The organism is Bremerella sp. P1 (assembly GCF_028748185.1).
In the GTDB taxonomy this organism is placed as follows: domain Bacteria; phylum Planctomycetota; class Planctomycetia; order Pirellulales; family Pirellulaceae; genus Bremerella.
The window spans coordinates 3,082,593-3,104,989 of sequence record NZ_CP118164.1 but is presented as its reverse complement, the minus strand read 5'-3'; the positions used below and the strand labels follow the sequence as shown (position 1 = coordinate 3,104,989).

General features: G+C 57.2%; 19 protein-coding genes, 1 tRNA gene and 1 pseudogene. 10 read left to right on the top strand and 11 right to left on the bottom strand.

The features are described from left to right. The first annotated feature begins 192 nt into the window (after positions 1–192). On the top strand, positions 193–1,074 hold the full coding sequence (locus tag PSR63_RS12995) for a M28 family peptidase (RefSeq protein WP_274333881.1): 882 nt from the start codon (positions 193–195) through the stop codon (positions 1,072–1,074). Here PSR63_RS12995 and PSR63_RS12990 read toward each other — a convergent pair. Then, positions 1,071–1,475, bottom strand: coding sequence for a DUF4259 domain-containing protein (locus PSR63_RS12990; RefSeq protein WP_274333880.1), 405 nt, complete (start codon positions 1,473–1,475; stop codon positions 1,071–1,073). The genes PSR63_RS12995 and PSR63_RS12990 overlap by 4 nt on opposite strands. A 179-nt stretch (positions 1,476–1,654) precedes the next feature. After that, complete coding sequence (locus PSR63_RS12985) at positions 1,655–3,049, bottom strand: sulfatase family protein (protein ID WP_274333879.1); 1,395 nt, start codon at positions 3,047–3,049, stop codon at positions 1,655–1,657. 295 nt (positions 3,050–3,344) lie between these two features. On the opposite strand from PSR63_RS12985, the gene PSR63_RS12980 reads away from it, so the two are divergent. The 4 genes from PSR63_RS12980 to PSR63_RS12965 all read left to right on the top strand — a co-directional run bounded on the left by PSR63_RS12980 (position 3,345) and on the right by PSR63_RS12965 (position 9,865). Next, positions 3,345–6,062, top strand: a complete 2,718-nt coding sequence (locus tag PSR63_RS12980) for a PQQ-dependent sugar dehydrogenase (protein ID WP_274333878.1) — start codon at positions 3,345–3,347, stop codon at positions 6,060–6,062. A gap of 390 nt (positions 6,063–6,452) precedes the next feature. Further along, complete coding sequence (locus PSR63_RS12975) at positions 6,453–7,469, top strand: DUF1559 domain-containing protein (RefSeq protein WP_274333877.1); 1,017 nt, start codon at positions 6,453–6,455, stop codon at positions 7,467–7,469. Between the two features lie 103 nt (positions 7,470–7,572). Beyond that, entirely contained in the window at positions 7,573–7,962 is a 390-nt protein-coding gene (locus tag PSR63_RS12970) for a DUF3823 domain-containing protein (protein WP_274333876.1), read from the top strand. Then, a complete protein-coding gene (locus PSR63_RS12965; RefSeq protein ID WP_274333875.1) occupies positions 7,952–9,865 on the top strand; it encodes a TolB family protein in 1,914 nt (637 codons plus the stop codon). Before PSR63_RS12970 ends, PSR63_RS12965 begins: the two co-directional genes overlap by 11 nt. A gap of 15 nt (positions 9,866–9,880) precedes the next feature. On the opposite strand, the gene rph is transcribed toward PSR63_RS12965, so the two are convergent. The 6 genes from rph to PSR63_RS28205 form a co-directional block, all read right to left on the bottom strand. After that, positions 9,881–10,597: a ribonuclease PH gene (rph, locus tag PSR63_RS12960; protein WP_274333874.1), complete on the bottom strand. Its 717-nt coding sequence runs from the start codon at positions 10,595–10,597 to the stop codon at positions 9,881–9,883. A 227-nt stretch (positions 10,598–10,824) separates the two neighbouring features. Beyond that, positions 10,825–11,760 (bottom strand): ornithine carbamoyltransferase, encoded by a 936-nt coding sequence (gene argF, locus PSR63_RS12955; RefSeq protein WP_274333873.1) that lies wholly within the window; start codon positions 11,758–11,760, stop codon positions 10,825–10,827. A gap of 58 nt (positions 11,761–11,818) precedes the next feature. Beyond that, positions 11,819–13,048: an aspartate aminotransferase family protein gene (locus tag PSR63_RS12950; protein ID WP_274333872.1), complete on the bottom strand. Its 1,230-nt coding sequence runs from the start codon at positions 13,046–13,048 to the stop codon at positions 11,819–11,821. A gap of 140 nt (positions 13,049–13,188) precedes the next feature. Then, positions 13,189–14,067 carry an acetylglutamate kinase gene (gene argB / locus PSR63_RS12945; protein WP_274333871.1) on the bottom strand — a complete coding sequence of 293 codons (879 nt, stop codon included), beginning with the start codon at positions 14,065–14,067 and terminating at the stop codon, positions 13,189–13,191. Positions 14,068–14,448: 381 nt separating this feature from the next. Continuing rightward, positions 14,449–14,871 carry a carboxypeptidase-like regulatory domain-containing protein gene (locus PSR63_RS12940; RefSeq protein WP_274333870.1) on the bottom strand — a complete coding sequence of 141 codons (423 nt, stop codon included), beginning with the start codon at positions 14,869–14,871 and terminating at the stop codon, positions 14,449–14,451. Positions 14,872–14,897: 26 nt separating this feature from the next. Further along, the gene (locus PSR63_RS28205; protein WP_443111095.1) at positions 14,898–15,029 is read right to left on the bottom strand and encodes an H-X9-DG-CTERM domain-containing protein; all 132 of its coding nucleotides are present in this window, start codon (positions 15,027–15,029) and stop codon (positions 14,898–14,900) included. On the opposite strand from PSR63_RS28205, the gene PSR63_RS12935 reads away from it, so the two are divergent. Next, a tRNA-Gly gene (locus tag PSR63_RS12935) sits at positions 15,018–15,136 on the top strand. The genes PSR63_RS28205 and PSR63_RS12935 overlap by 12 nt on opposite strands. 516 nt (positions 15,137–15,652) lie before the next feature. Here PSR63_RS12935 and PSR63_RS28200 read toward each other — a convergent pair. Next, positions 15,653–15,857 (bottom strand): annotated as a pseudogene (locus tag PSR63_RS28200) (type II secretion system protein); the annotation flags it as partial. Positions 15,858–16,067: 210 nt separating this feature from the next. Here PSR63_RS28200 and PSR63_RS12925 point away from each other — a divergent pair. From PSR63_RS12925 to PSR63_RS12915, 3 genes are all read left to right on the top strand, one after another. After that, positions 16,068–16,535 (top strand): hypothetical protein, encoded by a 468-nt coding sequence (locus PSR63_RS12925; protein WP_274333869.1) that lies wholly within the window; start codon positions 16,068–16,070, stop codon positions 16,533–16,535. After that, entirely contained in the window at positions 16,532–17,089 is a 558-nt protein-coding gene (locus PSR63_RS12920) for a peroxiredoxin-like family protein (RefSeq protein ID WP_274333868.1), read from the top strand. Before PSR63_RS12925 ends, PSR63_RS12920 begins: the two co-directional genes overlap by 4 nt. A 91-nt stretch (positions 17,090–17,180) precedes the next feature. Next, positions 17,181–18,629 (top strand): MATE family efflux transporter, encoded by a 1,449-nt coding sequence (locus PSR63_RS12915; RefSeq protein ID WP_274333867.1) that lies wholly within the window; start codon positions 17,181–17,183, stop codon positions 18,627–18,629. On the opposite strand, the gene PSR63_RS12910 is transcribed toward PSR63_RS12915, so the two are convergent. Next, positions 18,626–20,272 (bottom strand): FAD-dependent oxidoreductase, encoded by a 1,647-nt coding sequence (locus PSR63_RS12910; protein WP_274333866.1) that lies wholly within the window; start codon positions 20,270–20,272, stop codon positions 18,626–18,628. The genes PSR63_RS12915 and PSR63_RS12910 overlap by 4 nt on opposite strands. Before the next feature lie 254 nt (positions 20,273–20,526). On the opposite strand from PSR63_RS12910, the gene PSR63_RS12905 reads away from it, so the two are divergent. Continuing rightward, the gene (locus tag PSR63_RS12905) at positions 20,527–21,291 is read left to right on the top strand and encodes an MBL fold metallo-hydrolase (protein ID WP_274333865.1); all 765 of its coding nucleotides are present in this window, start codon (positions 20,527–20,529) and stop codon (positions 21,289–21,291) included. 11 nt (positions 21,292–21,302) lie between these two features. Here the strand turns inward: PSR63_RS12905 and PSR63_RS12900 are convergent, their stop codons facing one another. Continuing rightward, positions 21,303–22,361: a dihydrodipicolinate synthase family protein gene (locus PSR63_RS12900; protein WP_274333864.1), complete on the bottom strand. Its 1,059-nt coding sequence runs from the start codon at positions 22,359–22,361 to the stop codon at positions 21,303–21,305. Positions 22,362–22,397: the final 36 nt, after the last annotated feature.

The window sequence follows — 22,397 nt, the reverse complement described above, 5'->3', positions numbered from 1 at the left end:
GGACCGCCGAACCTAAGGCGGTAGCTTCCAAGGTAACGAATTGAAATCGACTTAGCCACAAATAAGTAGCCGTGCTGGTTGCCACACCCAATCAGAGCCCCTTGAGTGAGCAACCCGAGCTCATCGCTGGCGATTCCCTTTCCGATCTACCTATAATCAGGCAGCGAGACTCTTTGGCACTAACGAGCACTCATGGCATTCGACCACACACCCTTACGAGCAAATCTTCACACGCATGTCGATCGGCTGGCCGGACTGATTGGTCCGCGCATTCTGGCCAAGCCAGAGTCGATCTTGGCGACAATCGGCTACATCCGTTCAACCTGGCAAGCGATGGACTACGAGGTGCGCGAAGAGACCTACGAGTCTTCCGACGGCCCAGCGACTAACCTGGTCGTGGAAATCCCTGGGATATCCTCGAATGAGGTGATTGTGCTGGGCGCCCATTACGACACAGTCGCCAACACGCCAGGGGCCGACGACAATGCATCTGCCGTTGCCGTACTTTTGGAAGCGAGCCGCCATCTGAAGGAGTTTACCCCCAGCAAGACGCTCCGCTTTGTCGCGTTTGCCTGTGAAGAAGCTCCGTACATGAGCATGGGCTCGATGGGGAGCCAGTACCACGCTCGCCAGGCGAAGCAGCGTGGTGAAAAGATCGCGATGCTGTGCCTGGAGATGGTCGGTTACTTTCGCCATGAACCAGGCTCGCAAAAGGTACCAGAAACCATCCCCAAGCTTTTTCATTGGCTCTTTCCGAAACGAGGCAACTTCCTGGCGGCCGTCGGCAACTTGGCGTCGTGGCAGCTCTCTTGGTCGTTTCGCCGAGGGTTCAAGAAGGCTTCTCGGATGAGCCTCTTTTCGATCTGTTTGCCAGAGAAGGTTCAGGAGATTCGTCGCAGCGACAACAGCTCTTTCTGGGATCAAGGCTACCCAGCCCTGATGGTGACCGATACCAGCTTTCTGCGTAACCCAAACTATCACCAACCGACCGATACGCCAGACACGCTCGACTACGATGCGATGACCGAGGTAACGCTCGGCGTTGTGGGCGCGCTGCGAAATCTTGCAGGCTAACCGATACGACGGCCCACGTCTTCGACCGTCGCCAACCATTTGTCGTACTGCTCGGCCTGCTGCCACAATCGATTCAGCGGGCAAGCGTCCGAATGGATCCGGGCAAGGACCTTCGTAGCAAGAGGGACAAGAGGGTCCGTGTTCAGATGATTATGCTGGTCTGCCCACTGCTTGAGTTGATCGAGAGAAGCCTCGTGCAGGCCAGGCCGGCCCCGCAAATATGCCAGCGTTTCACAAGCTGCTAAAGCAGCACTTGCATCGTCTGAATCGAAATCGCTGCCTTCTTGGTTGACCTGCTCCAGCGCTATTTCGATCCAAGAAAGATCATCGCGCACCAACAGGCTGTCGAGCCAATCGCATGCGGCATCGTTATCGAAAATCTCGTGCCCCCAAGCACCCATTTAGAAAGAATCTCCACTTATGAACTTACCTTTCACACAAAATACGATCTAGCGAAGCATCACACAATGGATGAATCAGTCCCAAAGAAAATAATTACAATTCCCTAAGACTTTGAGAACTCTTTATGGGGGCATTCAAAAATTATTAGGGTGCCTAAGGGGTTGGTTCGCGTGCCCAACTATTCCCCCTCTTCCGAGAGATGCCAATCAGCACCATCGGCCATGATACTGCTGTTGATCTCTAGCAACTTGCCCTTGAGCTTTGCCACCACCTCTGGCTTTTCCTTCGCCAAATCATGCTTCTGCTGCGGATCGTCTACGAGATCAAACAATTGGTAGTTGGTGTAGGTTCCGCTCTTAATCGTGGGAATCCACTTTTCCTGGAACATGTTGCTGGTGCTCATCTCATAGTCTGGTTGGGCGACCAGACTGTAGCGCCCGTCACGTATGGCCACAATGGGACGCGACTTTTGTAGATGCCAAAACAACGGTTGATGCCGGACAAACTTAGTAGCACCTGGTGCTAGAAGGGGCGTTAGATTACTTCCATCCAGGTGGCGCCCCTCAGGTGGGTCTATGCCCAGCAATCCGCAGACGGTTGGGAAGATATCCACAATCCCGGCTGGCGTTTCATGGGCGATCACCTGACCGGCTTCAATCGTCCCGGGCCAGTAAAAGATCCCCGGCACGCGAATACCCCCTTCCCAGTTCACCCCCTTCTTGCCACGCAGCCCGCCGGTGCGGTCATCGCGATAGCTGCCGTTATCCGAAGCGTAGATGATCAGTGTGTTCTCCGGCTTGTCGATTTCGTGCAGCTTGGCGACCAAACGTTCGATCGCCAAGTTGGTGTTGTCGATCGTGCCGGAGTAGACCGCGGCGCTGTCGTTCTTTTTGCCGTACTTCACGACGATGTCTTCCGGAGCGGCGATCGGCGCGTGGGGCTCGTGGAACCACACATTGAGGAAGAACGGCTTCTTCGCGTCGCGATGGTGATCGAGCCAGTCGATCGCTTCGTCGACGACCAACTGACAAGAGTAACCTTCCAGCTTGCCGACCGGCTTCCCGTTGCGAATGAAGTTGTGGGGATTTTTGTGGCTCGGCTCGGCGTTGTTCCAGGTAGCAAACCAATAATCGAAGCCGTGCTGATCCGGCGTCGGCTTATCATATTTCTCCGTAGGCAAGCCAAGATGCCATTTGCCGATGTGCGCGGTGGCGTAGCCCTCTTGCTTGAGCACTTCAGCCAGGGTGTTCTCGCGAAGCAGCAAGTGCGATCGCTGGGATGCATCATGGATCCAACTATAGACGCCAGCCCGAATGTGATGCCGGCCCGTCAAAAGGGTCGCGCGGGAAGGGGAACAGACGGCACAGCCGGAATAGAACGCTTGAAAACGAACGCCCCCTGCGGCCAAGGCATCGATCGCCGGGGTCTTCACCGGCCCGTCGTAGCAGCCAATGTCCTGGTATCCCAGATCGTCGGCCAGCAACATAACCACGTTCGGCTTTTGCGCGGCCTCAAGCGATGTAAGCGAGAGCGACGCCAAAATAGCGACACAGAGCAGGGCAGGGCGAATCATACGTAACCTTTCACCTGGCAGGGACATAGTACTGTGGGATAGAAGATGGCAAGGACGAGGAAAACTCGGCAGGCAACGTATCGTCTCATCTTTGCCCGCCTGGGAAAATGGGCTTCAGCGGCGCGGCCGAATTTCGGCCTGAGGTAGACGACCATTGCCTTCCCAACTATCGTGTAGCGAACACTGCCCGATGTCAAAAAAGATTCGTCAGCGAACTTTGCTCGCAGTGTCCCCCCACCTCCCACCCAGCCTGCCACCACACCCTCCGTAATCGCCTTCTTCCAGGAAAGCTGTGATGCCTTCTTCCAAGTTGATTTGTTTGCTTCTGTGCGTGGGCGCTGTGATCGCTCCTTTTTCTGCGTTTGCTGCCGAAGAACCTTCGTTTGATCCCTCGCGACTGGAAGTCAACACGCTTGTCACGCAGCTGAAACAACCGATGGAATTGGCCGTCGCCCCAGACGGACGTGTCTTCTATATCGAGATCCAAGGGCAGCTGAAGGTCTACGACACCAACACCCGGCAGACCGAACTGGTCGGCGAAGTCGTCGTCACGACCGCTCAGGAGAACGGCTTGATCGGCCTGGCGCTCGATCCCAACTTCCAAGACAACCACTGGATTTACTTGCAGTACTCGCCGCCAAAGTTCTCCGGCCAACACGTGAGCCGCTTCACGCTGGTCGATGGCAAACTCGACATGGCCAGTGAGAAGGTCCTGCTGAAATATGAAGAGCAGCGTCTGCAATGTTGCCACCATGCCGGCTCGCTGGAATTCGGCCCCGATGGCTGCCTGTTCATTGGAACCGGCGACAACACCCATCCGCATGGCGATTCGCACGGTTACGCCCCCATCGACGAACGTGCCGACAAGTTCCCCTGGGACGCTCAGAAGTCTTCGGCCAACACCAACAGCTACAACGGCAAAGTGCTGCGAATCCGTCCCCTGGCCGACGGCACCTACGAAGTGCCCGATGGCAATCTGTTCCCCAAGGATGGCTCGCAGGGACACCCCGAAATCTACGTGATGGGTTGTCGCAACCCGTGGCGCATCAACGTCGACCAAAAGACCGGTTACCTGTACTGGGGCGAAGTCGGTCCCGATGCAGGTGGCGATGGCCCACGCGGTCCGCGTGGCTATGACGAAATCAACCAGGCCAAGAAGGCTGGCAACTTCGGCTGGCCTTACTTCATCGCCGATAACCAGGCCTACCACGACGTCGACTTCGCCAGCCAAAAAATCGGTGCCAAGTTCGACCCGGCCAAACCGATTAACGAATCTCCCAACAACACCGGAAGCCGCGAGCTACCCCCGGCGACCGAAGCGTTCATCTACTACCCGGGAGCCCCGTTCGATAAGTTCCCCGAAGTCGGCTCAGGCGGACGCACGGCATGTGCCGGTCCCTCATACGACTTCGACGCAGCAAACCCAAGCACGACCAAGTTTCCCCCACACTTCAGCCGCTGCTTGTTCGTTTACGAGTGGTCGCGTCACTGGATCCTGGCCGTTCACCTGACGGGCGATTCCGAGATCGAGTTGCTGGAACCGTTCATGCCAAATCACAAGTTCACCCGTCCGGTCGATATGCAGTTTGGTCCCGATGGGGCGCTGTACATGCTCGAATACGGTGAAACGTGGGGCGTGAACGACGACGCCAAGCTGGTTCGCATCGATTATGTGCGTGGCAATCGACCACCCAGTGCGATTGCTTCGGCCGAAAACAATACCGGCAAAGAACCCCTGGTCGTGAAGCTTTCCAGCGACGGTACCCAGGACAAAGATGGCGACGACCTGAAGTACGCCTGGCACGCCTATCGTGCCGGAGAAGAAAAGCAGGCACCCCAGCTCCTTTCGACCGAAGCAAACCCGGAGATCACCTTCAGCGAAGCTGGCGTGTTTAATGTCGAGCTGAAAGTCACCGATCCGCAGGGAGCGGAAGCCGTGGCCTCGGTACCGGTGATCGTGGGCAACGCCCGACCGACGGTCTCGTTTGTTTCGCCGCAGGATGGCGACTTCTTCGACTCGCTGGCCTCCATTCGCTATCAGTTGAAAGTCAACGACATCGAAGACGGCACCTCGGACTTTGAAGAAGCCGACGAAACCGGCGCTGCGGAAATCGACCTGGAAGCACCACGACGTACGGCGGTCAACATGACCCTGGGAACCGGCAGCATTCCCCGCGGTCCTGGCGGCGACGCCTCGGACAATGACCCCATCGGACTTCGCCTGATGAAGAAGAGTGACTGCTTCAACTGCCATTCCGTCGACGGTCTGCGTGTTGGTCCACCGCTGGTAAAGATCGCGGAAAAGTATCGCGGCAATGCCGAAGCTCTGGAAGCATCGGTGAAGCGTGTTCGTGAAGGCTCGGCCGGCGTTTGGGGTAAGGTACCCATGCTCCCGCACTCGCAGCATTCGCTTGACGAAATTCGTGACATGGTCACGTGGGTCTACTCGCTGGAAAAAGACAACGCGGTGCGTGTCTTCGATGGTTTCGTCGGGGACATTGAGCTGACCGATGCCGATGTCGAGAAAGCCGGCTACGTTCAGCTTGAGGCCAGTTATCGTGATCTGGGCGCCGGAGAGATTCCGCCGCTGGTCGGTACTGCAAAGGTCTTCTTGCGTCAGCGAAAGATTGAAGCGGAAGCGGCGGACGAGATCGGCGGTCCACGGACCCTCGGAGGGCACACCGCGTCGGACGGCAAGTTCCTGGGAGCGATCAACCACAACCACTACGCGCGCTTCAATCAGATCCCACTCGATCGTGTCGGAAGCCTGATCTTTCGGGTGACCTCGGCCGGATCGGGTGGTCGAATTGAAGCTCGCCTGGACTCGTTAGATGGCCCTGTCATTGCTTCGGCGCCGGTCGAAGTGAACGGCAGCTGGGATGCGTTTCACGACGTCTCCAGCCCCATCGATCCGCAAGCAGGCCGCCACGATGTCTACATCGTGTTCCTCAACCCGGAGCGGCAAGGTGGCTTGATGAATCTTGATAGCGTGACCTTCTCCCCAAAGAAGTAAACGATCTCAACCCATTCGCGGGGTCATTGCGTTTCTAGCGCAGTCGATTGACTCGGCTCAACCAAGAGTGGCATCGTTTCCTTGGAACGATGCCACTCTCTTGCGCGACGCAGAAGCGCATTTTCATTGAGATTTTTTCCCAGCCCTCCCCCTATACCTACGGCCTCTCCCGTAGGATATTCGCGCATTTCAACATTTCATCCGTGTTTATTCTTGCACGTATACATCGGTTAAGTGATAACGAGTAGAAGAGACTTAATCCTCTCTATCTAGGCATTTGTGGTGGCTGACACCCCCTACATCTCTTTCCCCACAACCTGCCTCAGAAGCCCCAATCTATTCAAATTTTCTATTTTACATTTTCCCTCTCTTGTCGAAGGAACTCCGTACATGCATCAGACTCTTGCAAAAAGCTTAGGACGACAGAAAGCCTTTACGCTTGTCGAACTGCTCGTTGTCATCGCGATTATTGGTGTCTTGATTGCTCTTTTGTTGCCGGCGGTTCAACAAGCACGTGAAGCCGCACGACGCTCTCAGTGCATCAATAATCTCAAACAAATTGGGCTGGCAGCTCACAACCATCACGACACGTTCCTTAAGTTCCCAGCCGCACTCTACAACCACAACAACGGCTATGCTGGGAACAACGAGTCGGACCAGGTCGGTCCGAACTGGGCAGTTAAGCTCTTGCCGTTTGTCGAACAATCGGCCCTTTACGACGCTTTCAATGTTAATGAAAACAACGCGAACACCGTCGATAAGTGGAATCGCGATGTGACGCTCCCCAACGGTGAGTTCGCTCGTGCTCAAGAGATTCCTGGCTACCTGTGTCCTAGCGATGCTGCATCCAAGACGCCTTATAACAGCGGCAGCCTTGGTGGCAACTGGGGTCGCGGCAACTACGCCGCCAATGGTGGTTTTCAATCGTGGTGGAATGACGGTGAGTCGACCACGCCGAACGGCTACAGCCAGAGCATCAGCTCGGACGGTGTGTTCACCGTCAACAAAGGCAAGAACATGTCGGCCGTTACCGACGGTACATCCAACACGGCCTTGGTCGACGAAATTCGTATCGGTGAAGTCGATACGGATCAGCGTGGTGTTTGGGCTTTGGGTGTTTCCGGTTCCAGCATCGTGAACAATTTCTCGCGTGGTGACTGCCACGGTCCGAACGATCGTAATAGCAACTCCGACGACGTCCTGGACTGCCAAGACTTTGCCGACGGCCGAGGCGGATGCTGGGAAGGCTGCACCAATACGCAAGCCGTTGCTCGCTCGCTGCATCCGGGCATCGTCAACATCGTGTATGTCGACGGCAGCGTTAGCAGCATCTCGGAAACGATCGATCAGCCAACCTGGGCGATGATCCACGCCGTCAACGATGGCGTTCCATACCAAAAGCCATAGTTCTGGCTCGTCTTATTCAACTCGATCGGCGAGGAGCATTCCTCGCCGATTCTTATTTGCAGTTCATCAGGTCTTATCTTTGCTCTTTGAAAGGTTTGCCGAAGTGACAACCGCTCGGATTTCTATCGGCTTGTTTGCCTTCGCGTTGCTGGCTTGCGTCGGCTGCTCGGAAGCCCCTTCGATCGTCAAAGGCTCAGTTAGCAAGGGTGGCGAAGCCCTTCAGGTTAGCGGCCAGGGAGACATCCAGATTCACTTCATCCAGGAAGAGAATGGCAAGATGACCGGCCAGACGTTTATGGCCAGCGTCGACTCGACTGGTCATTTTGAAGCAGAAGTGCCGGCCGGCGATTATCGAATTGCTGTTCAGCAGTTGGATCCTTACCCCGATGTCGACAAGCTCAAGGGCAAGTTCAGCCAGAACAAGACGCCTATTAAGCAGTCCGTCAAAGCTGGCGATACTCTCGACATCGATTTGAGCCAGTATGACAAATAGGTCAGGCAAAGCTTTTCTAACTGCGTCTGCTGTCTTAGTACTCGTTCTGGCCGCTGTTGGCATTTGGTATTTCAGCACTGCCCACTTACCGTCGAGCAGCCCTGAGCTGGCCCAGTACGTACACGGGCAAGCGGCCTATCCTATCGTCTTCACGTCACGTACGAGCGCCGCGAGCCTGCGTGCTGCCGCTGATCCCGGCGAGACCTTCGTGTACCCGGGCCAACCGCTGTGGCAGGCCCGCCAGGGGCGTCTACGGATGCTGCTTCCCAGTGGTCAGGTCAGCGAACTGACCTGGGAAAAGAAGTTGCCTGATGGCTCGACATTGATTGACGTCATGAGCCCCAGCGTCTCGCCTGATGGCAAGAAGATCCTCTTCGCCGGACGCAAAGCATCACCCGATGCCGGCCACTTTCGCTTGTACGAAATTCAAATCGATGGAACAGGCCTGCGTCAGCTGACCGGCGGTCCGAGGGATCCTGGCTGCACGACCGTTCCGCCGATGCGCTATGACGAAAGCGGTGAAAAAACTCTCTCGGACTCCGAGCGAAAACAGGTCGACTACGACGATGTCGATCCAACTTATGCGCCTGGCGGGCACATCGTCTTTGTCTCGAGCCGCACGCCGGATCTGGGTCGCGACCATGCCCGCCGAAGCACAACGCTGTGGATCATGAAAGAAGATGGCAGCGACAAGAAGCCACTGACTGCCAATCGGAATAACGATCGCTGGCCGTGGATTGCCCCGAATGGTTACGTTGTCTTTAGCCTTTGGAGCCGGAATCGCGAAGTCATCTCGCGTGATCTCACGACGATCGAGCCTTATACCGATGGCGCGGAAACCGCCACACTGCCTACCGATGCGTGGCTGGGAGCCCACGTCGAACCCAACGGAGATTTCTTTGGTGGCGTGCTGAAGACGAAAGAGCCAGTTTGGCGTCCTCGCGGACTGGACAACGGCAACTACGTCTTCATGACGGCGCCGGCCACCGACGATCAAGCGGCAGGCACGATGACCGTGGTTCAAGCGAAAGCAGGCAGCGTGAACAATTCACCCAGTTCGCTGGCCAAAGAATCGGTTCTACCCACCACAAGCGACTCGCTGCTGACCTATGGCCCTTCACAGGATGCCGAAGGAAACCGTCTGCAACTCGCGACGCCTGCCGCCTACCCGGACAACCAAATCACCTTGGCGGCCGCGAGCGGAAACGACGATGGCACCTGGGACGAGTCAGCGTATGGAATATACCTGGCCAGCGCCGATTGGGGCTCAGAACCCACGGCGGAGAGCATCTCGCTTCGCAAAGTGTTCGATGATCCCCAGCTGGTCGACAGCGAACCGGTCGCGGTGACGTCCCGAGACATTAAGTACAACTTCTATGCATTGGAAGTAGGCGACGGTACGCGAACGATTCGCTTTGCCAATGGAGAAGAGTTCACGGGTCCCACAGCCGAGGTCCACAATTCAGCCGTGAGCTTTGCCGGCAACCAGGATGACCCAGGGCAAAATGCCGCCAACAACGACGGGCCTATTTTTAATCCAGTTCCCAAAGATCTGATCGAGACCATCCGCGTTTACGGATCCAATCGCGATCGTTTCGATTCACCCGAGCAACCACGTGTGCCGGGCGATTTCGAACTGCTGATAGAGACCCCCGTGAAGGCCGATGACTTCAGCTTTCGTATTCCCCCGGGAGCACCGACCGTCTTAGCTGGCTTCGACTCCGAGGGGCACGTGGTGAGCTGGCAGAGCAACGCCACGAATGCCAAGGGAGAGAAGGCAACCTTCTACGCATTCGCCGGAGATCACTACAGTGGAGCTCGACCAGGGTTCACGCACTTCTGCACCGGTTGCCATACCGGGCACAGCGGCACTCCGACGCTTCGCAAACCCCCGCGACGTTAGATCGTGGAGAAACTTCTAGGCGATCGGCCATTTTCGACCGAGGGCTTTTTGCTGCATCTCGGTCAAATCCTTGATGCCGCCTTTGGCCAGTTTCAAAAGCTTCGCCAGCTCGTCTTCGCTAAAGGTTGCTTCTTCGCCGGTTCCTTGGATCTCAATGAACTTCCCACTGCCGGTCATGACGACATTCATGTCGACCGTCGCGGCGAAGTCTTCGACGTAATCCAGGTCCAAGACAGGCGAACCATTGACGACGCCGACACTGATCGCGGCCAGGCTGTCTTTGAAGACCGAACGCTTCGGGTCAGGCAGCTCGATCGTGCTGACGGCGTCGACCAAGGCAATGAACGCCCCGGTAATGCTAGCCGTGCGCGTCCCGCCGTCGGCGTCCAGCACGTCGCAGTCGACCGTGATCATCTGTTCGCCCAAAGCTTCCAGATCGACCACCGCTCGCAGGCTGCGACCGATCAACCGCTGGATCTCGGTCGTGCGACCATCCACCTTACGCGGCTTACGCGTGGGCGTGCTGCCGGGCAGCATGTTGTACTCGGCGGTCACCCACCCCTTCTCGCTCCCTTTCAGCCACGGCGGGACCGACGATTCAACGCTGGCCGTGCACAGAACGGTGGTGGTGCCTGCTTGAATCAGCACGCTGCCAGGAGCGTTCTTGGTGTACTTTCGCTTCACCTTCAAAGGACGAAGCTGCGAAGCGGAACGGCCATCGTGACGGGGCATAGTGTTATCCTTGGGTGCAATTCGTGAATGCGTGTAAGCCACAAAGGACACAGAGAGCACCGAGGCAAGAGTCTTAACCACGGATTACACCGATGAACACAAATATCTAAGAATCGTCTTCGACGATTCGGGATTTCATCCGTGTCTATCCGCGAAATCCGTGGTTAGTCTTCTCTTCGTTCTCGGTGCTCTCTGTGTCCTCTGTGGCGAATCTCTTCTCGTAAGAACTAGTCGAGGTGAACCTTGTCGACCGCTTCGGTCAGCAGCCAGACCAGCAGGCCCTTTTGGGCGTGCATGCGGTTGCCAGCCTGTTCGACGATTCGGCTGGTTGGGCAGTCCATCACTTCGTCGGTCACTTCCTGGCCACGCTTGGCTGGCAAACAGTGCAGAAAGATTGCGTCCTTGCCGGCAGCGTCCATCAACTTCTGATTGACCTGGAAGTCAGCGAAGGCCTTCTCACGTTTGGCCTGCTCGGCTTCTTGCCCCATGCTGGCCCACACGTCGGTGTAAACGGCACAGGCACCTTCGACGGCAGCGATGGGATCGGTCGTCTGTTCGATCTTCGCGGCCGGCGAATCCTTCAGGATGCGATCGATGAACTCTTGCTCGATCTCGTAGCCCTTGGGGTGTGCCAGCGTGAACTGCATGTTCATCTTGGCACAGGCCAAAGCCAGGCTGCGGGAAACGTTGTTGCCGTCGCCAACGAAGGTCAGCTTCTGGCCTTCGAGCGTGCCGAACTCTTCGTGAATGGTCATCAGATCGGCCAGGGCCTGGCACGGATGGCACAGGTCGGTCAGGCCATTGATGATGACCGTATCGGCGTACTTGGCCAGCGTTTCGACCTTGTCGTGCGCCTTGGCTCGACAGACAATCACGTCCAGATACTGGCCAATCACGCGGCTGAAATCCTGCGGAGCTTCTCGCTTGCCCCAGCCAACATCTTCGCCGAGGAACAAACTGCTACCGCCCAACTGAGCCATGCCGGCCTCAAAGCTGACGCGTGTTCGCAGCGAAGGTTTCTCGAACAACAGCCCTGCCACTTTGCCCTGCAGAATGGGTTCGCGGACGCCTGACTTCAAGCGGGATTTCAGCTGGTGACCCAGTTCAAAGATTCGCTTTAGTTCGTCGTCGGAAACGTCAAAGAGGCTCAAGAAATGTCGCATGGAAACGATCTCACGATGGAAAAAACAGGGTCTCTACAGTACCCAATTAGAAAAGAGGTTACTCAGCCGAAGTTGGCAAGTTTTTCAACACTTCAGAAAGAATATCGCACCCGCGATGAATCTCTTGCTCGGTAATATTCATCGCCGGCAACAGACGGATAACCCGTCCTTGCGTGCAGTTAATCAGCAGCTGCTTCTCGAGGCAGGCCTTCACGGCCGGGGCCCCATCGACCGAAAGTTCCAGGCCGATCATCATACCGACAATCCGAACTTCCTGAATCAAGTCGCATTCTTCCTTCAGCGCCGTCAGTCGCTCGCGGAAGATCTCGCTGGCCTGCTTGGCCTTTTCCAAGAGACCATCGCGCTCGATCTGTTGAATCGCCGCGATCCCGGCTCGGGCAGCCAGTGGGTTACCACCAAACGTGGCCGCATGCATGCCAGGCTTCAAGCTGTTGGCGATTTCGGACGTCGTCATCAGTGCCCCGCCAGCAACACCACCGCACAAGCTCTTGGCCAGGGTCATGATGTCAGGCTGAACGCCGAAGTGCTGGTAGCCGAACCACTCGCCAGTTCGACCGCAGCCGGTTTGAACTTCGTCGAAGATCAACAGCAAGTTGTTCTCGTCAGCGATCTTTCGCAGACCTTCCAGGAAACCCTCAGGCGGCAGCTTCACGCCACCTTCGCCCTGAATCGGCTCGATCATGATCGCACACGTGTGTTCGTCGACCAGGTCGCGCACCGCGTCCAGATCTCCGTGCGGAGCGTAGCTGAAACCAGCCATCATCGGACCGATGTGCTGATGGTACTTCGGCTGCGCAGTTGCCGTCACGGCGCCATAGGTACGACCATGAAAACCGCCCAAGAAGGTGATGATCTTGTACTTTTCGTCGGGCGTGTGCAGGCGAGCCAGCTTGATCGCCGCTTCGTTGGCTTCGGCTCCGCTGTTGCAGAAGAACGCCTTGCCGCCAAAGCTCCGATCGGACAGCATCTTGGCCCATTCACCCTGGACGTCCATGTGCCACGTGTTGGGAACATGAATCAGCTTGGCAACCTGGTCCTGCACCGCGGAAACAACCATGTCGGGACAATGCCCCAAAAGGTTACAGCCCCAGCCGGGGAACAGGTCGAGATACTCTTTCCCTTCGGCATCCCAGATTTTCGAACCTTCGCCGCGGACCAGGTTTACCGGGTAGCGCACGTAGTTGGGCACTACATACTTCTGGAACAGTTCTACTGTCTCCGTCGAGCTCAACGGCTCGGTACCGGCGGAAGCATCGGTCGTACTCATGGCAGGTTCTCCAAGACCAGATCCACTAATGGGAAAGCTAATGGACAGCGGTCAGACCAAAATGTTCGGTGGTTCTTTTCTTCTCTTGTCCCCTCGCCCCTTGGGGGAGAGGGAACAGGATGAATGATGGCGATGGGCTTCTACAAAACGATTTCTGTACCCACCCCGGTGTTCGTGTAAATTTCCAGCAGCAGCGAATGTCGCAGGCGGCCGTCGATGATGTGGATCTTGCTCACGCCGCGTGACAGGGTTTCCAGGCAGGCTTCGACCTTCGGAATCATGCCGGAAGCAATTTGACCCGACTTGATCATCGCTTCGGCCTTCTCGCGATTGAGCGAGTGGACCAGCGTATCGGGATCGTCTTTGTCGGTACGCACGCCGTTCACATCGGACAGGAAGACCAGCTTCTCGGCGCCCAGCGCTTCGGCCACCGCGTTGGCGGCCGTATCGGCGTTGACGTTCAGCTTTTGCTCGGTCTTCTTATCGATGCACATGCTGGGGATGATCGGCACCTGGCCTGCATAGCACAGGTTCTCGATCGTCGCCCGATCGACTTCGGTCACGTTGCCGACATGGCCCAGGTCGATCGCTTCGCCGTTGTCGCCTGGCAGCGTCATCCGCTCGCCAAACAGCACGCACTGCGGATCGAGGTTCAGGCTCATTGCCCGACCGCCGATGTCTTCGATCTCTTGCGTGATGTGGCTACACACTTTGCCAGCGAGGACTTCTTCGACGATCTTCAGCGTGGCGTCGTCGGTGTAGCGGCGTCCTTGAATGAAGTTGGGCTCGATCTTCGCTTCGGCCATGGCGCGGCTGATGGCGGCCCCGCCTCCATGAATGACGACCGGACGCATGCCGACCGTTTCCATAAAGACGATATCAATTAAGCAGTGCCGCAGCGCGTCGGGGTTTTCCATGACGCTTCCGCCCAACTTGATCACAGTGACTTTGTTGCGGAAGCGGCGGATCCATCCTAGGGCTTCAATCAGGACGTCCGCTTTTTCGATGGCTTCTTTCAAGGATGATTCTCTGGAAAGTGGAGCAAGCTCCGAGGTTGGTCATGCTTCGAACGAAAGGCACGAGGGACAAACCGATCAGAATTCCGGTTTCCCCTGTCAAGGCACCCCGCGTCCGGGAAAACTCAACATTTTACGGTCGTTCAAATCCCCATGTCAACGCAAGACGACCCACTTTCCCCCGCTGCAGGGCGGGTAAACCCAGGGGATCGCGTAAAGATAGGAAGAAGATGGAAGCCCGGGGGCAATTGTGCACCATTTGCGTGCGTTTTGCGGCCTGTCCCGGCCCGCCTGAGGACCCGCCCAGAAACCTCCGAAAATCTCACCCGCGCGCACGATCTCTCTGACTTTTGTGCGGAACCATCTAGATCAGAATGACCGTCGCTACCGCGACTCCAACTCCAGGTTCGCCTCGTCGGTGCCGCCTGGCGGGACTTCGATGATCAGCTCGGTATCGTTGTTATACCGGGAAGGCACACGCTCTTTGGTCAAGCCGATCATTTCGCCGTTGGGACCTTCCTCGCCGACCACCGTGCTCACTGAGACGCGGTGTTGTCCGACCAATGCGCCGTCTTCCTTCTTGAGGGAGCGCAGCTGGTAATGGCCTTCATCGTCGGTCTTGGCGTAGCTACCGTAACCCGCTTCCAGGTCTCCTTCCTGGGCGATCGGTTCAAAGCCGACGATGGCACCCGCTAAGGGTTCGCCATCGAGGGTCACCAAGCCCGAAACCGGCACGATTTTGTCCGACCCGAAACAGCCGACGAGCAAACAGAGCGGAGCGATCGCGAGTATCCGCGCAAGGAGCATGCGAAATTCTTCCCGACGAAAAGAGACTAGGGCAACGTAGCGATTTCGTTTCGGCCGATCGTCGAGAGGGCCTCGAAGATGACGTTATCGATTGTCTGTGGAACGCTGGTCACCGAACCATCGCACATCACGAAATTCATCGTACCGGCGGCATGCAGCGCACCGAACGCGCGGTAGCACTTCCAATGCTGCGTGTTGCCGGTTGCGGCCCAACAGGCCTCGAAGTCGGGAATGCGGGTGTACGATTCCGGCTGCGCCGCCGCCAGGTTATGGAAGCTATGCGAACTGGCCCAAAACGCTTTGCGGTCGTCCATGGTCTTGGTGTGATACTCGCCCACCAAGAGCGTGTTGGTCGAACCATCAGTAATCGTGGCGAAACGTTCGCAGTCCAGACCGTTCACCCCAGATACATGCAGGGGGCCGATCGATGCACGCTCGGCCGCGGTATAAGTCCCTGCGTAAGGAGGATAATCGAAGTAGCCGTTGGCCCCGCGAAAACGTCGGCCGATGTTTCCCTTGTAAGAGCCAGGCGCGATGGCAACCGAAAGAAGCTGGCTGGGCTGCGTGAGGACCTCGGAATTGACATCCGAGGGACACAGCATTGCCGGCAGAATGGTTTGCAGAACGTCGTGATTGTTGCCATGCGAGTTATGGACGTTCTGATCGTACTGCTCGAACAGAGCCGTTTGTTCCAGGAACGGCAGAATGGCAATCGCCCAGTTCGTCAGACTCTTGTTGGCGGCGGTCGTCGTATCGAGATTGACGCTACCCGGAGGAAAGACCTGATAAGTGTCGTGATAGTTGTGCATCGCCAGGCCGATCTGCTTGAGCTGGTTGCTGCACTGCATCCGGCGGGCGGCCTCGCGAGCTTGCTGCACCGCGGGAAGCAGCAGGGCAATCAAAACACCGATGATCGCGATGACAACGAGAAGCTCGACGAGCGTAAACCCGTGCCTGGGCTTGGGTCGAGGCGTAGAATAGACCATAGGGAACGTTCCTTAGAAAAGATAATGAGGAACTGGCCAGTCCCGTCGATCGGGGCTAATGGCCTCACCCACGATAAGGTATTTCCCAAACTCTAGCAATTTTATTACTAACACTGACTGAGAATGCCCCAGCGACATTGCTCTAGGTCAAATGGGGAGCTTGGCGTTACGATACCCGGGTTGTGACTTTGACCAACTAAGGGTGCTATCATGCGATCGATTATTCTCGCTTTCCTGCTGATTCTGGCTTCGACCCAAGTAGCGACGGCTCAAACACTTAACTACATCGGCCCTGGCAATGTTCGCATGCCTGAGGGGCTGGTGAACTACATGCGGTACCTGCAAGAGGAGCAACTCGAGTCGCTGCAGCTGTTTACGACCTACTTGGAAAAGCGGGTAGAAGAGAAAGCCGTTCCCGAAGGCCTTTTGCTGAACGCGAAAGCGATGTACACCGAAGCCGAGCTCCGCGCTAGTGACGATCCGGCCGTGAAGCAAGAGAAGCTGGATGAGCTGGTAGCGATTTACGGCAAGCGAAAACAATTAGACGCACAAACGCCCAATGCTACTTGGTTCGGCGTGAATCGGGTTAAAATAGGGGCAATGATGAAAGACGAATTCGAGGCCTTCCGCAAAGAGGCCGCACAGCCAGGTAAAGCGTCTCCACGCGCAGAAAGATGACTCACTACGTCATGTCGGTCCCGGCCCCAGAAGGAACTTTGATCGCTGAAGACGGCCACAAAGTTCCGTTGGCCCATTTGTACGCCCAGCGGCCTCTATTGCTGCAATTTTCACGGCACCTGGGCTGCGTCTTCTGTATCGATCACGCCAAGCAGCTGCTCAAGCATTACGAGACGTTCACGCGTCATAACCTGGACGTCGCCCTGGTCATCATGGGTGGAGCAGAGGAAGCCAAGAAGTTCCGCGAGGCCCTCAAGCTGACCTTCCCGGTGTATGCCGACCCCGACCAAAGCGTCTACCAGGCATTTGAGGTTCCGCGGGGCAACGCCTGGCAAGTGGCCGGGCCACACCTTTGGTGGCAAGGTCTCAAGGCCCTCACGCGTAGCGGTATCGGTCGCCCCCGAGGTGACTTGATGCAGCTCTCCGGCTCGTACTTGATTGATACCAACGGCCAGATCGTGTGGGCCTTTCGCCCCTCGTCGTCGGTCGAGTTCCCCAACATCGACGAAATCTTGGTCACCGCCGACACCCTCTCGCCCATCGCGGATGGTTAATGCAGTTGCGGTGAACCCTCCCGTGCGAATCGGCATCTTGTGCTTATAATGCACGTTTCCATCCTGCGCCCTTTCGTACGGTGTACGCTTCATGTCGATGACGCAGATCGAAGAGACCGCCCCGCGCACGTCGATGACGTCGAAGGGGGATCTGCGCGCCGTGATGACGATCGCTACGCCGGCGCTGGCCGAGCAGTTCCTCGAGTTCTGCGTCGGCACGACCGACACTTATCTGGCCGGCAACTGCCTGTCCGCTGAGAACTCGGTACCCGCCGTGGCTGCCGTCGGTTTGATGGCCTACACGTGCTGGATGATCTTCGTCATCTGTGCGTCGATCGGTATCGGAGCGACCGCCGTCGTGGCCCGCAACATCGGAGCCGGCAACTGGCAGGATGCCGAGCTCGCCACCGAGCAGGCCATCTCGCTGGGCATGATCCTGAGCCTGATCACGACGGTTGTCCTCTGGTTTCTCGCCGACGATTATGTCGCCGCGATGCAGCTGGAGGGGAAGGCCTACGAGATGGCTCTGCTATACCTGCGCATCCTGATACCGGCGATCCCCGGCTTCATGATGATCGCGATTACCACGGCCTGCCTGCACGGTGCCGGTGATACGGTGACCGGCCTAATCGTGATGACGATCGTCAACGTATTGAACATCGCTATCAGTGCCGCTTTGGCCATTGGTGTGGGGCCAATTCCAAAGCTGGGCTGGAGCGGTATCGCCATAGGAACGGCCGTCAGTCATGCGATTGGCGGACTGCTGCTGCTCGCGATTCTGTTTCAAGGCCGCGCTCACCTGAAAGTGCAGTGGCGCGGCATGTGGCCCAACATAGAGAGAATGCGACGGCTGCTGCGAGTCGGCTTGCCAGGCGGATTGAACGACGCGATCGTGCTTTCCTCGCACCTTTGGTATCTGGGCATCATCAATAGCCTGGGCACAACACAAGCCGCCGCGCATGGGCTGGCGATTCGCTTGGAGTCGCCTGGCTTTCTGGCCGCATGGGCATTCGCCGTGGCGGCTTCGTCCATAACGGGCCAGCACCTGGGGGCGAGCAATCCACGTCGAGCAACCCGAGCAACGCTCGTTTCGCTGTCGATCTGTTTCACACTGCTCTCGGCGTACTCGCTGACCATCATGTTTGGCGGTGACTTTGTGGCCAACCTGTTTTTGGGCTTCCCCGAAGAAGGGACCACGGCGTTTACGACCAGCGAGGCCGTGCTGAAGATCCTGGGCATCATGTCGGCGTGCCTGCCGTTTTATGCCGTGTTCACCGTGATCAGCGGCTCGCTCCGCGGGGCCGGCGATACGACCTGGCCGCTGTTGATTACGCTGATTGGCTTCCTGTTGATCCGCATGCCGTTTACCTACTGGCTGGCTTTGGATGCCATCGAGATCCCTTTCACCGGTATCGCATTTACCGGCGTGGGCTGGGGGCTGACCGGTGCCTGGCTGGCCATGCTGCTGGATAACATCGCGCGGATGATCCTCATCCTGCTGCGCTACTGGCATGGTGCCTGGACGCGGATCGAAGTTTAGCTCTGCACGGGGTCGTCGGCGGAAGCTTCTTCTTCCGCGTTCTGCTGCATCCGTTGCCGATGGATCTCCGCCATCGCTTCGGCAGCACCAGGGACGTACTGAATGATCGAATCGAACGCATCGCGCGGGAGGCTGACCAGGTCGGTCGACTCGACGGCCCTCACGGTCGCGCTGCGAGCATTGTGAGAAAGCAGTGCCATCTCGCCGATCACGTCGCCTTCGCCGGTCGTGTTCACCACACGGCCATCGACTTCGATCTCGAGCTTTCCTTTCGCTACGAAGTACAAGCGATCGCCAAAGTCTCCCTGATGGAAGAGAGTCTGCCCCGCGGCCAGGTGTTCGCGGCGAACCTGTTGTTCGTTGTGGACGTTCAGCTGAGTGATGTCACGCGGCAAGAAGAAGTCTTTCAGCCAATCCAGGAACACGCGAATCTTGCGATCCAAACCAGGCATCTTGCCAACGTAAATTGCCCGCCACATGACCCAGGCAATGAAGCCAGAGAACGTAAAGCCCAACACTTCGGCCACGGCACAGCGAGCGCCCAAAGAAGCCAGCTTGCCAAGACCGGCAAATTTGAATCGCTTGCGTGGCTTGGCCAGCATCGTCGCCAGGATGTTCTCGGCACAGATCACGGCCTGGCGGACGGCATACTGCGCAGTGGGCGGGCTGTAATAGCCTTCGCCACTGGGCACGGCCGCACAGTCGCCCAAACTCCAGACGCCAGGGTGACTGGTCGATTCCATTTCATCGCTCACGAGAATCCGTCCTCGCTCGCACTCCAGCGGTGTATCCAGAATGACCTGATGCGGTTCGGTCGGCACGGTGGCCACGACCGTCCGCGACGGAATGGTGACATGCTCTTTGGTCTTTTTACACAAGATGATCGCACGATCAGCGGAGACTTCGTGCAGACGATGCTCGAGAACGATATTAATGCCACGGCGACGCAGCAGCTTATCGGCATACGTGGCGAGGCTTTCTTTCATCTCAGGCAAAATACGATCGGCACTTTGCACCAAGACCATCCGCAAGTCATTGCGTGTGATGCGGGGAAATGAACGGACGGCCTTCTTCAGAAAGTCATCCATTTCGGCAATGCATTCAACGCCCGAGAAGCCACCCCCAGCGACCACGAACGTTAACAGCCGCTCGCGTTCTTCGTCGTCTTGGCAAACGCTCGCTTCCTCCAGCATCTGCACAATGTGATTCCGCAGCCGCAGGGCATCGCCCAGGTACTTAAACGGGATCGCGTGCTCGTACATGCCGGGCACCATGTTGTGGGCCAGCTGATTGCCCAGGGCGATGACCAGGTGATCGTACGGAAGCACCTCGGAGCGCGGCATACGTCCCGGTGAAAGTTGTATGGTCTTGTTCTCGATATCGATCTTCTCGACCTGCCGCGAGTACAGCACGACACCGGGGGCGGTGCGGCGAATGGGGCTGATGACGTGCAGCTGTTCGACCGCTCCTGAAACGACTTCAGGGAGCAGCGGCTGAAAGGTGATGTAATTCTCTTCGCTGACGAGAATCACTTCGACATCGAGATTCGCTTTATGAAAACGTTTCAGGCGTCTGAGCAGTTCGCTCGCCGTATACACGCCGCCGAAGCCGCCACCGAGAATGATGATCCGTTTCTTTTCCATCAAGTCTTCTACTGCCTGTGAAGAACTGCCGTGCGTGCAATCCGCCTTCAGCAGCCCATTGTAACCAGTTTATTCGCCACAATCGATTCGCGGTGCTTGCACCCACAGTATGCCCTTTTTACAGTAAAACTGAGCGACAGGCGCGGCCTCCTGAAGTCCGTCAAACAAAAGGATTCCGCTGCCAATTTTTCGCCACAATTACCACTTATCTGAGGAAGTGCCCGGCACCGCCGTTGGTTCTGGGTAAGCAATGCATGAAGATTCGCCTGCTTATGCCGTCAGTCGATTCCCAAAGTCGGCTGCAGTTTACGGTCTCGATTTTGATTGATGAGCATATCTCAATCGATACCGGCGGGCTCCCTTACCTCGGCTGCATCGACGTGCAGCGTGCTGTCGACCAGGTGCTTCTGACGCACTCGCACATCGACCACATTGGCGGGCTGCCTCTGTTCCTCGATAACATCTACGCGCCATCGCCTGAGTGCCCGACGGTCTATGCCAGCGAAGCGACGTGGAACTGCTTGGAGAACCACATCTTCAACGATCAGGTGTGGCCCGATCTGGAGCGTATCGCTGGAACCGAATTCCCGTTCTATCGCAAGCAGATCATCGACGCGCATCGCCCGATCACGATTGCTGATTACCAAGTGACGCCGATCCCACTTGAGCACATCGTACCGACGCTCGGGTATGTCTTTGAAGGGGAAACAGGCAGCGCGCTGTTTGCCTGGGACACGGCTCCTTTTTTAGAGTTCGAGAAGATCGCCGAGTCGATCCCGAACCTGAAGATCATCTTCCTCGATGCCAGCTTCCCTAACCAAATGCAGTGGCTGGCCGAGAAGAGCCTGCACACCACGCCAGGGCAATTCAAACGACAGATCGAAAACGTCGCCCCGGACGTCCGCATCGTCGCCGTACACTTGAAGCCAGGCTTCCACGATCAAGTGAGCGAAGAACTCAAGTCGCTGAACATGCCCAACGTAGAAGTTGCCTGTCGCGATGCCGTGTACGAGATCTAGCCGATATTCACTTACGCATATAACGCCGCCAAGCGATCGTGGTACGGGCCGTCTCCCATCAGGTCTAAGCTTTTGGCCAGGCGTTTTTGATCGGACTTGCGTGGCAAGTGTTCGAGTGCCGTAAGAACTTTCTCGACCTGTTCGGTTTCAAAGCTTCCAGTCAGCGGCAGTCCCAGGCCCATGATGAACTTGGCTCGCTGCAGGTCGGCGAACTTGGTGGGATCGTCCTGCATCGCCTCGAAGAGAGCGGTGACCGCTTTCTGGGCCAGCGCCAGTTCGTTCCAGTCGTGCTCTTTGGCCGCTTCCAGCATGTAAAGGTATTGATAGACGGCAAACGACATCGGACCGGACGTCACGCCGACTCGCTGCTTGTTTTCGATGTTCGAGCGCGGGCCTTCGCTGAGTGCCTGGGCGAGATGCGGGTCCCATCCTTGGACGATCTTCAGTTTGGCCAACCGCGGACTGAGGAGGTACTCGCGCGTGCTTGTCAGGTAATCGGCTTCGGTGATCTTGGCCGCCACGATCTTATCGCCCCCAGGCAGGTCGAGCAGTTTTTCGGTGGCGGTTGCTGGCAGCTTAACGCCACTAACGTCCGGAATGGAATAGACGCCCACCGCCATGCCTGCTTCGGCGATCATCTCGACCAGGGGACGCATGTTCTCGACGATCTGAGCATCCGTGGCATGGGCAGGCAAGTTCGTGCCGGGACGAATGAAGACCACCGGGTAGGCGTGTTCCCGCAACAGCGCGACCAGCTTGCGATTCGCCTCTTCGCCATCTTCCGGGCGGAGCAGGGCCATGCGTACCAGCGAAGGTGCGTTGGCTTGGGCCGCGACTTCGAACCAACGCTCGAGTTCTTCGACCGTCCGTAAGTGACCATGCCCAGTCGATGCCGCCAGCAAAACGGCCTCGGCACCCGCGGCGGCTAACTTTTCGAGATAGCTGACCAGTCGCTTCTCATCGAGCTTCCGCCGTGGAAGATCACCGCAGGTTGGATCAAAGCAGGCCACGGTGGCCGCAGGATAGTTATCGATGGGATTCTCTAGAATCTTTTGGGCAAGATCATTCATGGGGGCACGCTCGGGCAATAAAAAAGGGTGAGTCGA

Coding starts and splice junctions, on each gene's coding strand:
- PSR63_RS12995 (WP_274333881.1), top strand. CDS start 193: ATGGCATTCGACCACACACCCTTACGAGCAAATCTTCACACGCATGTC.
- PSR63_RS12990 (WP_274333880.1), bottom strand. CDS start 1,475: ATGGGTGCTTGGGGGCACGAGATTTTCGATAACGATGCCGCATGCGAT.
- PSR63_RS12985 (WP_274333879.1), bottom strand. CDS start 3,049: ATGATTCGCCCTGCCCTGCTCTGTGTCGCTATTTTGGCGTCGCTCTCG.
- PSR63_RS12980 (WP_274333878.1), top strand. CDS start 3,345: ATGCCTTCTTCCAAGTTGATTTGTTTGCTTCTGTGCGTGGGCGCTGTG.
- PSR63_RS12975 (WP_274333877.1), top strand. CDS start 6,453: ATGCATCAGACTCTTGCAAAAAGCTTAGGACGACAGAAAGCCTTTACG.
- PSR63_RS12965 (WP_274333875.1), top strand. CDS start 7,952: ATGACAAATAGGTCAGGCAAAGCTTTTCTAACTGCGTCTGCTGTCTTA.
- rph (WP_274333874.1), bottom strand. CDS start 10,597: ATGCCCCGTCACGATGGCCGTTCCGCTTCGCAGCTTCGTCCTTTGAAG.
- argF (WP_274333873.1), bottom strand. CDS start 11,760: ATGCGACATTTCTTGAGCCTCTTTGACGTTTCCGACGACGAACTAAAG.
- PSR63_RS12950 (WP_274333872.1), bottom strand. CDS start 13,048: ATGAGTACGACCGATGCTTCCGCCGGTACCGAGCCGTTGAGCTCGACG.
- PSR63_RS12940 (WP_274333870.1), bottom strand. CDS start 14,871: ATGCTCCTTGCGCGGATACTCGCGATCGCTCCGCTCTGTTTGCTCGTC.
- PSR63_RS12925 (WP_274333869.1), top strand. CDS start 16,068: ATGCGATCGATTATTCTCGCTTTCCTGCTGATTCTGGCTTCGACCCAA.
- PSR63_RS12920 (WP_274333868.1), top strand. CDS start 16,532: ATGACTCACTACGTCATGTCGGTCCCGGCCCCAGAAGGAACTTTGATC.
- PSR63_RS12915 (WP_274333867.1), top strand. CDS start 17,181: ATGTCGATGACGCAGATCGAAGAGACCGCCCCGCGCACGTCGATGACG.
- PSR63_RS12910 (WP_274333866.1), bottom strand. CDS start 20,272: ATGGAAAAGAAACGGATCATCATTCTCGGTGGCGGCTTCGGCGGCGTG.
- PSR63_RS12905 (WP_274333865.1), top strand. CDS start 20,527: ATGAAGATTCGCCTGCTTATGCCGTCAGTCGATTCCCAAAGTCGGCTG.
- PSR63_RS12900 (WP_274333864.1), bottom strand. CDS start 22,361: ATGAATGATCTTGCCCAAAAGATTCTAGAGAATCCCATCGATAACTAT.